Source organism: Enterobacter sp. UPMP701, assembly GCF_053709515.1.
In genome coordinates this window covers 555,476-565,405 of sequence record NZ_JBSKJN010000003.1, presented here as the reverse complement: position 1 = coordinate 565,405, position 9,930 = coordinate 555,476, and the positions used below count along the sequence as shown (strand labels likewise).

At 56.7% G+C, this 9,930-nt stretch carries 11 protein-coding genes; 3 read left to right on the top strand and 8 right to left on the bottom strand.

Going from position 1 to position 9,930, the window contains the following annotated elements; translation table 11 throughout:
- Positions 1-6: 6 nt before the first annotated feature.
- The 3 genes from ACWKXT_RS11530 to ACWKXT_RS11520 all read right to left on the bottom strand — a co-directional run bounded on the left by ACWKXT_RS11530 (position 7) and on the right by ACWKXT_RS11520 (position 1,523).
- The gene (locus ACWKXT_RS11530; RefSeq protein ID WP_454527736.1) at positions 7-447 is read right to left on the bottom strand and encodes a YcgN family cysteine cluster protein; all 441 of its coding nucleotides are present in this window, start codon (positions 445-447) and stop codon (positions 7-9) included.
- 93 nt (positions 448-540) lie between these two features.
- Entirely contained in the window at positions 541-1,200 is a 660-nt protein-coding gene (locus tag ACWKXT_RS11525) for a fumarylacetoacetate hydrolase family protein (protein WP_454527737.1), read from the bottom strand.
- A gap of 47 nt (positions 1,201-1,247) precedes the next feature.
- Positions 1,248-1,523, bottom strand: a complete 276-nt coding sequence (locus ACWKXT_RS11520; protein ID WP_023336061.1) for a YcgL domain-containing protein — start codon at positions 1,521-1,523, stop codon at positions 1,248-1,250.
- 123 nt (positions 1,524-1,646) lie between these two features.
- Here ACWKXT_RS11520 and minC point away from each other — a divergent pair, with 123 nt between their 5' ends.
- From minC to minE, 3 genes are read left to right on the top strand one after another with little or no spacing between them, the layout of a single operon-like run.
- On the top strand, positions 1,647-2,354 hold the full coding sequence (minC, locus tag ACWKXT_RS11515; protein ID WP_454527738.1) for a septum site-determining protein MinC: 708 nt from the start codon (positions 1,647-1,649) through the stop codon (positions 2,352-2,354).
- Between the two features lie 23 nt (positions 2,355-2,377).
- On the top strand, positions 2,378-3,190 hold the full coding sequence (gene minD, locus ACWKXT_RS11510) for a septum site-determining protein MinD (protein WP_028013522.1): 813 nt from the start codon (positions 2,378-2,380) through the stop codon (positions 3,188-3,190).
- Positions 3,191-3,193: 3 nt separating this feature from the next.
- Entirely contained in the window at positions 3,194-3,463 is a 270-nt protein-coding gene (gene minE / locus ACWKXT_RS11505) for a cell division topological specificity factor MinE (protein ID WP_010432714.1), read from the top strand.
- A gap of 74 nt (positions 3,464-3,537) precedes the next feature.
- Here the strand turns inward: minE and rnd are convergent, their stop codons facing one another.
- From rnd to ACWKXT_RS11480, 5 genes are all read right to left on the bottom strand, one after another.
- Positions 3,538-4,665 (bottom strand): ribonuclease D, encoded by a 1,128-nt coding sequence (gene rnd / locus ACWKXT_RS11500; RefSeq protein WP_454527912.1) that lies wholly within the window; start codon positions 4,663-4,665, stop codon positions 3,538-3,540.
- 71 nt (positions 4,666-4,736) lie between these two features.
- Positions 4,737-6,422, bottom strand: coding sequence for a long-chain-fatty-acid--CoA ligase FadD (fadD, locus tag ACWKXT_RS11495; protein WP_454532483.1), 1,686 nt, complete (start codon positions 6,420-6,422; stop codon positions 4,737-4,739).
- 203 nt (positions 6,423-6,625) lie between these two features.
- Entirely contained in the window at positions 6,626-7,207 is a 582-nt protein-coding gene (locus tag ACWKXT_RS11490; RefSeq protein ID WP_454527740.1) for a Slp family lipoprotein, read from the bottom strand.
- 37 nt (positions 7,208-7,244) lie between these two features.
- Entirely contained in the window at positions 7,245-7,940 is a 696-nt protein-coding gene (gene tsaB / locus ACWKXT_RS11485) for a tRNA (adenosine(37)-N6)-threonylcarbamoyltransferase complex dimerization subunit type 1 TsaB (protein ID WP_454532482.1), read from the bottom strand.
- 66 nt (positions 7,941-8,006) lie between these two features.
- Positions 8,007-9,917: an ATP-dependent DNA helicase gene (locus ACWKXT_RS11480; RefSeq protein ID WP_454532481.1), complete on the bottom strand. Its 1,911-nt coding sequence runs from the start codon at positions 9,915-9,917 to the stop codon at positions 8,007-8,009.
- Between the last annotated feature and the right edge of the window lie 13 nt (positions 9,918-9,930).

Genomic DNA, 9,930 nt, shown 5'->3' with positions numbered 1-9,930 from the left:
TTATTGTCACCGATTCGGGTGATTCATAATGTGGTCTTCCCAGTCCCGCACCTCGGACTCTTTCACCGCAATGTGGCGCACCGAGATACGCTCGCCGTGCATCGCCGCCTTTGAGCCCGTCAGCAGCGGATGCCACTTCGGCAGATCTTTCCCTTCCGCCAGAAGACGATACGCGCAGGTGTGCGGCAGCCATTCAAAGGTCGGCAGGTTTTCACGGGTTAATTTGATGCAGTCCGGTTCATATTCAAACCGGCGCTCATAGTTGCGGCACTGGCAGGTTTTGATGTTCAGCTGCTTGCAGGCGACGTTGGTGAAATAGATTTCGTCCGTCTCTTCATCCATCAGCTTGTGCAGGCAGCACTGGCCGCAGCCATCGCACAAGGATTCCCATTCCGCGTCGGTCATGTCGTCGAGAGTTTTGCTTTGCCAGAAAGGGATGTCGTTCATCAGGATGTCCACACGTCAAAAGAAAGCGCACCTTATAACGAGTCTGGCACGTTGTTGCAAGTTTTGCCGCCCTCTTCAGGCGGCAAGATGCGGTTACAGCACGCGGGTTTTTAGCGACAGGCCGTTAAAACCGACCTCCAGTTCATCGCCGCTGGCGAGCGGGCCCACACCTTCCGGCGTGCCGGTGAGGATCACATCGCCCGGTTTCAGGGTGAAGAAACGGCTCATGTAGGCGATCAGCGGGACGATCTTGTGTATCATATCAGCGGTAGTCCCCTGCTGGCGGATCTCGCCGTTAACCTTCAGACTGAGCGGCGTGTTCTGCGGATCGTTAGTAAATTCACTTACCGGAACGAAGCCAGAAATCGGACACGCGTTATCAAAGCCTTTGGCTTTTTCCCACGGCTGTCCCGCTTTCTTCATTTTGCCCTGCACGTCACGCAGGGTCAGATCCAGCGCCACGCCGTAGCCGGCAATCGCTTTCTCGACATGCTCTTCGGAAGCCTGGCGCAGCGTGGCGCCAATCAGCACGGCAAGCTCTACTTCGTGATGCACCGATCCCAGCCCCTGCGGCAGCGCCAGCGGCTGGCGAATGTCGCATAGCGCCGTCTCGGGTTTAATAAACAGGACCGGCTCTTCTGGCGTTGCGCTGCCCATCTCCTGAATATGCTTCGCATAGTTGCTGCCCACGCAGACCACTTTGCTGACGGGATAATCCAGTAATGCACCTTGCCAGTTATGATGTTGATACATGCTCGACCCCTAATCGGTTGATGTGTTACGCCCGAAAACAGCTGAGACTATTTTTTCCCGGTCGCCTCAAGATGCTGTTTTAATAAATTCTCAGGCGGCGGTGGAAGCTGTAAATAATAGCCCTGCTCGGCTAACGCCGTTTTCACTTTTTCCAGATCGGCGTTCACCAGTTTCTTACGGCCATCCAGCGGCAGCAGCATTGCCAGCTGTGGTCGGCCAAAGTTTTTCATTAATTCTTCCGGCACGCGTGAAAAATCGTCTTTCTTTTCGACATAAAGATAGGTCTGGTCACGGCTTGTACTTCTGTAGATCACACAAAACATGTTTTTACTCTGAATTAATGGGTGGTTGCTTGCCTCAATATACTCCTGACTATAACATGCCTGATACTCTTCGGAATATCGCAGCGAATGGTTGCGGTTAATAGCAAATTGAGTAAGGCCAGGATGTCAAACACGCCCATCGAGCTTAAAGGCAGTAGCTTCACCTTATCAGTGGTACATTTGCATGATGCAAAACCCGAGGTTATTCGTCAGGCGTTAGAAGACAAAATCGCCCAGGCTCCCGCCTTTTTGAAACACGCCCCTGTTGTCATCAACGTCAGCGGTCTCGAGGCGCCGGTTAACTGGAAACTTCTCCAGCAGGCGGTCTCTTCCACCGGGCTGCGTATTGTCGGCATCAGCGGCTGCAAAGATACCGGGCTAAAAGCAGAAATCGACCGTGCGGGGCTGCCGCTGCTTAATGAAGGCAAAGAAAAAGCCCCACGTGTAACACCCGCGGCCGTGCCAACGCCCCCTCCTGCGGCGCAAAACGTTACCGCTATCACAAAAACGCGAATGATTGATGTGCCGGTTCGTTCCGGTCAGCGCATTTATGCACCAAACTGTGATCTGATTGTTACAAGCCACGTCAGCGCTGGCGCAGAGCTTATTGCAGATGGCAATATTCACGTTTACGGTATGATGCGTGGACGTGCGCTTGCGGGCGCAAGTGGCGATCGGGACGCGCAAATATTTTGTACTCACCTGACGGCGGAGCTGGTGTCCATCGCAGGTGAATATTGGCTGAGCGACAAGATCCCAGCTGAATTTTATGGCAAAGCGGCTCGCCTGCTTCTGGCAGACGACGCGTTGACCGTTCAACCGTTGAATTGATCCCTTTTTAACAAGGAATTTCTATGGCACGCATTATTGTTGTTACTTCGGGTAAAGGAGGCGTTGGCAAGACCACCTCCAGCGCGGCCATCGCTACTGGTTTGGCCCAGAAGGGAAAGAAAACCGTCGTTATCGACTTCGATATCGGTCTGCGTAACCTCGACCTCATCATGGGATGTGAGCGTCGCGTCGTATATGACTTTGTGAACGTCATTCAGGGCGATGCCACGCTGAACCAGGCGCTGATTAAAGACAAGCGCACCGAGAACCTCTTCATTCTTCCGGCTTCGCAGACGCGTGATAAAGACGCCCTGACCCGTGAAGGCGTGGAAAAGGTGCTCGACGAGCTGAAAAAAATGGAGTTCGACTTCATCGTCTGTGACTCCCCTGCAGGCATCGAAACCGGTGCCCTGATGGCGCTCTACTTTGCTGATGAAGCGATCATCACCACCAACCCGGAAGTCTCGTCCGTGCGTGACTCCGACCGTATTCTCGGTATTCTGGCCTCGAAATCCCGCCGTGCGGAAAATGGTCAGGATCCGATCAAAGAGCACCTGCTGCTGACCCGCTATAACCCGGGTCGCGTAAACAAAGGTGACATGCTGAGCATGGAAGACGTGCTGGAGATCCTGCGCATTAAACTGGTTGGCGTTATCCCGGAAGATCAGTCCGTGTTACGCGCCTCTAACCAGGGCGAGCCCGTGATCCTTGATACAACGGCAGATGCAGGTAAAGCTTACGCCGATACCGTTGACCGTCTGCTGGGAGAAGAACGTCCTTTCCGCTTCATTGAAGAAGAGAAGAAAGGTTTCCTCAAACGCCTGTTCGGAGGATAAGTTATGGCATTACTGGACTTTTTTCTCTCGCGGAAAAAAAGCACCGCCAACATCGCAAAAGAACGCCTGCAAATCATCGTTGCGGAGCGTCGTCGTAGCGACGCCGAGCCTCACTACCTGCCGCAGCTGCGCAAGGACATTCTGGAAGTGATCTGTAAGTACGTGCAGATTGACCCGGAGATGGTCACCGTACAGCTGGAGCAAAAGGACGGGGATATTTCGATTCTGGAGCTGAACGTAACGCTCCCGGAAGCGGAAGAGTCGCGTCCGTAGATTCGTGGTGTCGTAGCCCCGGTAAGCGCAGCGCCGCCGGGGGAATATGCCGGGTATATCGCCCGGCATATTTTTTATCGCGGATAACCTTCCAGCAGCGTATTCAGGCGATCGGCCATCAATACCCCGCGCCAGCCCGCCATCAGTTCCGGCACGCCATTCTGCGGTTTCAGCTTCCAGTGCCAGTTCAGCAGCTGGTTAATCTGCCTGCGTGACGCCAGCAGCTCAGCGCTCAGCTTGCTTTCCGTGGCGACATCCTGCACCAGCGCTTTGATATCCTTAAACGCTTTGCGATAGCCCGGCATATCCATCAGGTTCAGCAGCGGCTCAGGCAGCGCATCCTCCGGCAGCGCCTGCGCTTTAGCGACCAGCGCCAGCAGGGTTTTACCGTGGAAACGGATCTCGCTGCCGGAAAGCCCGATGCTGTCCAGTTCGCCCAGGCTACCCGGCATATAGCGCGCGACCGCCCAGAGATGCTCTTCACGCACCACAAAGTTAACGGCCAGATCGCGCTCACGCGCTTTGCGCAGGCGCCAGTCCGCCAGCAGTTGCAGGCAGGCCAGCTGACGGGTACGCAGCTGCCAGGCGTTGGTGATATCACGCCAGGCGTCTTTCGGGTCGACCACTTCCTGACGACGCTGCTGCGTCATGCGACACTCGTCCAGCGCGGCAGACAGCCAGCCGGAGGCTTCCGCCTCTTTCATCAGCTGTCCGGCAATCGGCAGCAGGTAAAACACGTCTGCCGCCGCGTATTCCAGCTGACGCTCGGTAAGCGGGCGCGCCAGCCAGTCGGTACGGGATTCGCTTTTGTCCAGCGTCAGACCCGTATACTCCTCCACCATGGCGGCAAAGCCCCACGACAGCGGACGGCCGCTGAATGCCGCGAGGATCTGCGTATCAATCAGCGGCTGAGGCATAATGCCAAAGGTATTCAGAAAGACTTCCAGATCTTCACTGCCCGCGTGCAGGTATTTCGTTACCGCAGTATCGAGCAGCAGGTCACGCATCGGCGTCCAGTCGGTAATGCCGAGCGGGTCGATCAGCGAGACGTGCTTACCGTCGTACATCTGTATCAAACCCAGCTGCGGATAGTACGTCCGGGTACGGACAAACTCGGTATCCAGGGCAATGGCGGGAAAGTCGCGCGTCACTTCGCACAGCGAAGCCAGCTCGTCGTTGGTGGTGATCATCTGGTAATTCAAATCGGATTCTCTTTTGTTTGCGCCCATAAAAAACGCCGGCTTAACCGGCGTCTGGGCGATTAACGTGTAGCTCAGGCCTTATTGTCTACTTTGGCACGGGCTTCGTCACGTAATTCTCGTCGTAATATCTTCCCGACGTTGGATTTCGGCAGCTCATCGCGGAATTCCACCAGCTTCGGCACTTTATAGCCCGTCAGCTGACGGCGACAAAACGTTATCAGCGCTTCCTCGGTGAGAGAAGGATCTTTCTTGACCACAAATATCTTCACCGCTTCACCGCTGCTGCCGGAAGGAACCCCCACCGCCGCGACTTCGAGTACGCCGCTGTGCTGCATCACCACGTCTTCGATTTCGTTCGGATAGACGTTGAAGCCGGACACCAGGATCATATCTTTTTTGCGATCGACGATGCGCAGGAAGCCTTCGTCATCCATCGTCGCAATATCGCCGGTATGCAGCCAGCCGTCTTTGATGATTTCATCGGTCGCATCAGGCCGCTGCCAGTAACCCAGCATCACCTGCGGCCCTCTGACGCACAGCTCGCCCGGCTCGCCATGAGGCACTTCGTTATCCTCATCATCCACCAGTTTTGCTTCCGTCGACGGGACCGGCAGACCAATGCTACCGCTGTGGTAGTCGATGTCATGCGGGTTGACGCTGACCAGTGGGGCACATTCCGTCAGGCCATAGCCTTCCAGCAGATATTGCCCGGTAAGCTTCACCCAGCGCTCGGCCACCGCCTGCTGGACCGGCATACCGCCGCCCGCGGACAGGTGCAGCGTGGAGAAATCCAGTTGCTGGAACTCTTTGTTGTTGAGCAGGGCGTTAAACAGAGTATTCACCCCGGTCATGGCGGTGAACGGGTATTTTGCCAGCTCTTTCACCAGCCCCGGAATATCTCGCGGGTTTGTGATCAGTACGTTTTGACCACCCAGCTCGATAAACAGCAGGCAGTTCATGGTCAGCGCGAAAATGTGATACAGCGGCAGCGCAGTGATCACCAGCTCTTTACCCGGATGCAGCAGCGGCCCGTAGGTCGCATTTACCTGTTCGAGGTTCGCCAGCATGTTGCGGTGGGTCAGCATCGCCCCTTTCGCCACGCCGGTGGTGCCGCCCGTGTATTGCAGGAAGGCCAGGTCTTCTGAGACCACTTCCGGCTTGACGTACTGCATGCGATAGCCCGCGTGCAGCGCGCTGCGGAAGGAGATGGCATCCGGAAGATGGTATTTAGGTACCAGACGTTTGACGTATTTAACGACAAAGTTAACCAGCGTCCCTTTGGCGGTGGAAAGCTGATCGCCCATCCGCGTCAGGATGACGTGTTTCACCTGGGTCTTCTCTACCACTTTTTCCAGCGTGTGGGCAAAGTTGGAAACAATGACAATTGCCACCGCGCCGCTGTCGTTCAACTGGTGCTCCAGCTCGCGCGGCGTATACAGTGGGTTGACGTTAACAACAATCATTCCGGCACGCAGGATGCCGAACAGCGCCACCGGGTATTGCAGCAGGTTCGGCATCATCAGCGCAACGCGGTCCCCTTTTTGCAGCCCCAGCCCTTCCTGAAGATAAGCGGCAAATGCCCGGCTACGCTCCTCAAGCTTACGGAACGTCATCACCTCGCCCATGTTCACAAACGCGGGCTGGTCAGCGTAACGCCGTACCGAGTGTTCAAATAATTCCACCAGGGATTGATAACGGTCAGGATTGATCTCCGCAGGCACATCTGCGGGATAACGGTTAAGCCAAACCTTTTTCAATGCATCACCTCTGAAATGAGTGTTCGTCGTCATCACAACCCCGATAATAAACAGTTTGTTAACATTATATTAACTCAGCGTACCAGTTTATTAATTGTTCACATTTAAGGTTGCGAAGCGCGTCACTCTTTTTTTTCGTATTATCCGTAAAAAAACAGAGACAGCGGCTAAGCCGCTGTCTCTTTCCTATTAATAACAGTAAGTTACTCAGTTACAATCGTTTGAACCTGTGCAGGACCCGGGTTATACCAGCCCCATCCCGGGTAACCATAACGGTAAGGATGCGGACCCCACATCCACGGGTCGATTGGCTGAGGCGGCATAACGACCTGCTGGGCGATACGCCAGCGCTTATAGCCGTTCACCTGCATGGTCATAAATTTGTACGGCGTGTTGCCGATTTTGCCCTGCACCGAACCGGTAATCGGCCCGACGACGGTGACCAACTGCCCGCGAAAATCCACCGGGTCGAGGAAGCCATTCACGTCGGCATAGATACGCCCGCGAGAGGCTTCACCGAGTACGGGCCGCGCACCGCTGTCGAGCGGAACGGTGGCGATTTCCAGACGGGTTTTCCCCTGCTGGTTTTGCACTTCGATCACTTTCCCACCGAAGCGCGCTTCCTGGCCGACGTAAAGCTCAGGCGCATTCATTACCCGAACCAGATCCTGCTGTGGCGTCGGGCTGCTGCCCTTAATCGCATCAGGTACGGTTACGCAACCGCTCAGTGCTATGGCCACCGCGCCTGCCATAAAAAGGCGTACTACTTTAGTCTGAACCGCCATGATGCGACTCCTTTTTCTCAGTTCCTGTTACTGAGATTCACTCGCGGCCCGGAAGTTTCTTCCACGCGACGGTGTTTCGCAAATAAACCGGCTCCGCCTGTTCTACGGCAACGGTTTTTCCTGCTGCAAGCAGCTGGCGGGCAATCGGGAGCATATCTTCCGCCGCAGGCAGGAGCATGTTGCCGTCCACCAGCGTCACGCCGGTGCCGCTCGCCATCTCTGGCCACGCCGCCCAGCCCGTGCCGACCGTCGCCCACTCGCCGGACAGCTGCTTCAGGCGTTCAGTAACGGCTTCAGGCTTAAGCACCGCTTCCGTCTCTTCACCGTGCCAGACGCCGTTTTCGTCACGGGTATATTCCGCCCAGTACACTTCCCCCATGCGGGCATCAATGGCGGCCAGCACGCGGGTGGCACCGGTCATACGCCAGGCTCCCTGGGCCATCGTGGCAAGCGTCGAGACGCCAATCATCGGCAGGTCAGCGCCCAGCGCCAGCCCCTGCGCAATGCCAATCCCGATACGTACGCCCGTAAAGCTCCCGGGGCCGCGGCCAAAGGCCAGCGCGTCGAGGTCGGTCAAGGAGGTGTTGCCCTGAGCTAAAATGGCTTTCACCAGGGGCAGAATACGCTGGGTGTGTTCCCGTGGGCACTCTTCGAAATGAGCAGAAACAGCACCGTCGTTTAACAAAGCAACAGAGCAAGCCTCTGTCGCGGTATCAATAGCCAGAATTCGCATCAGTCGTCGCGCTCTCGCAAGGGTCAGTCACAAAATGGCGCGCATCTTAGCACACTCCGGGGCAAATTACTCCGCCGTTGGGTTCGCCAGGAAACGCACCGCGCGTTTAATGTCCCGCGTGCGAGGCGCAGGCGGCAGGCTGGCCAGGAAGGTCGCACCGTAAGGGCGCATGACCAGCCGGTTATCGCAGATCACCAGCACGCCGCGATCGGTGACGTCACGGATCAGGCGCCCTACCCCTTGCTTAAGCGTAATCACCGCGTCCGGCAGTTGAACCTCGTCAAACGGATCGCCTCCGCGCAGACGGCAGTCCTCCATCCGCGCCTTGAGCAGCGGGTCGTCCGGGGAGGTAAACGGCAGCTTGTCGATGATGACCAGCGAGAGCGTATCGCCGCGCACGTCAACCCCTTCCCAGAAGCTGCTGGTCGCCACCAGCAGGGCATTACCGGCGCTGACAAACTGCTGGAGCAACTGCCCTTTGCTGGTTTCACCCTGCAGCAGCACCGGCAGGGTCATGGTGGCGCGGAACTGCTCGGCCAGATCGCGCATCATGGCGTGTGAGGTGCAAAGCATAAAGCAGCGGCCGTTGTTGGCCTCAATCATCGGCTTTAACATCGCGGCGAGATGCCGTGCCGCGCCCGGCTGATTTGGCAGCGGTAGATTACGCGGCACGCAGAGCAGCGCCTGCTTTTCGTAATCAAACGGGCTCGGCAGGAGCAGTGATTCCGCCTGCTCAATGCCGAGGCGCTCGGTAAAGTGATGCAGATTGTCATTCACCGACAGGGTTGCCGAGGTGAAAATCCAGCTCCCGGGCTTCTGCGCCATGACTTCTTTGAATTTATCGGCCACCGTCAGCGGCGTGAGCGCCAGAGTGAAGTGGCGCGAGGTACATTCATACCAGTAGCTGTACCCCGGCTGATTGATCTCTTTTAGCCGTTTCAGACGCCCGCGATAGAGCGTGGCGCGCTCGAAGGCGGCATCCAGCAGAGCGGAACGTCCGAGGGACAGCTTCGCCACGTCGTAACAGAGCTCAAGCGCATCGTCGAGCAGCAGCAGCGCGCGCTGGATATTTTTGTCCGCCAGCAGTTCACGCAGGTTGCCGCGATAGCCCGGCTCGCCGAGCTGTAAGCGGAAATCCTGCGCGCTTTGCGCCAGCCGGTCAGCGCATTTCTGCAGCTGTTGGGTATCTTTGAGTTCAGTACGGTAGGCAATAGTGAAATCTTTCGCCAGATCCTGAAGCTGACGGCTGGAGAGCGACTGGCCGAAATACTGGCTGGCGATATCCGGAAGCTGATGGGCTTCATCGAAGATCATCACCTCCGCTTCGGGGATCAACTCGCCAAAACCGCTGTCCTTAACCACCATGTCCGCGAGGAACAGATGGTGGTTCACCACCACCACGTCTGCGTCCATCGCGGTTTTACGCGCTTTCACCACAAAACAATCTTTATACAACGGACAGTCGCTGCCGAGGCAGTTGTCATTGGTGCTGGTCACCAGCGGCCAGGCCGGGGAGTCTTCCGGCACGCTCGCGCAGGTGCTGATGTCCCCCTCTTCCGTCTGGTTGGCCCAGGCGCGAAGAATGATGACGTCGCTCAGGGTTTGTACCGGCAGGTCGCCGCCCGCCAGCGCCTGCTGTTCGAGTCGCTCCAGGCAAAGGTAGTTAGAACGCCCTTTCAGCAACGCCAGGCGTCCTTTGTATTTCAACGCTTTCGCCACCGTCGGCAAGTCCCGGCTGTAGAGCTGGTCCTGAAGCGCCTTTGACCCCGTGGAGATAATAACCTTCTTTTTCGCCCTCAGCGCGGGCGCAAGGTAAGCGTAGGTTTTCCCCGTTCCGGTTCCGGCCTCCACCACCAGCGGTTGCGCCTTGTCGATAGCGTGCGCGACAGCATGCGCCATCTGACGTTGGGGTTCGCGCGGTTTAAAACCGGGAATAGCCTGTGCTAACTGACCTTCAGGGGAAAAATCGTCTGCCACGGTGTTCTCTCAC

What these genes read in the sequence shown, in the direction of transcription:
- ACWKXT_RS11525 (WP_454527737.1), bottom strand. Translation starts at nt 1,200, where the DNA reads ATGTATCAACATCATAACTGGCAAGGTGCATTACTGGATTATCCCGTC.
- ACWKXT_RS11520 (WP_023336061.1), bottom strand. Translation starts at nt 1,523, where the DNA reads ATGTTTTGTGTGATCTACAGAAGTACAAGCCGTGACCAGACCTATCTT.
- minD (WP_028013522.1), top strand. Translation starts at nt 2,378, where the DNA reads ATGGCACGCATTATTGTTGTTACTTCGGGTAAAGGAGGCGTTGGCAAG.
- minE (WP_010432714.1), top strand. Translation starts at nt 3,194, where the DNA reads ATGGCATTACTGGACTTTTTTCTCTCGCGGAAAAAAAGCACCGCCAAC.
- tsaB (WP_454532482.1), bottom strand. Translation starts at nt 7,940, where the DNA reads ATGCGAATTCTGGCTATTGATACCGCGACAGAGGCTTGCTCTGTTGCT.
- ACWKXT_RS11530 (WP_454527736.1), bottom strand. Translation starts at nt 447, where the DNA reads ATGAACGACATCCCTTTCTGGCAAAGCAAAACTCTCGACGACATGACC.
- minC (WP_454527738.1), top strand. Translation starts at nt 1,647, where the DNA reads ATGTCAAACACGCCCATCGAGCTTAAAGGCAGTAGCTTCACCTTATCA.
- ACWKXT_RS11490 (WP_454527740.1), bottom strand. Translation starts at nt 7,207, where the DNA reads ATGGCGGTTCAGACTAAAGTAGTACGCCTTTTTATGGCAGGCGCGGTG.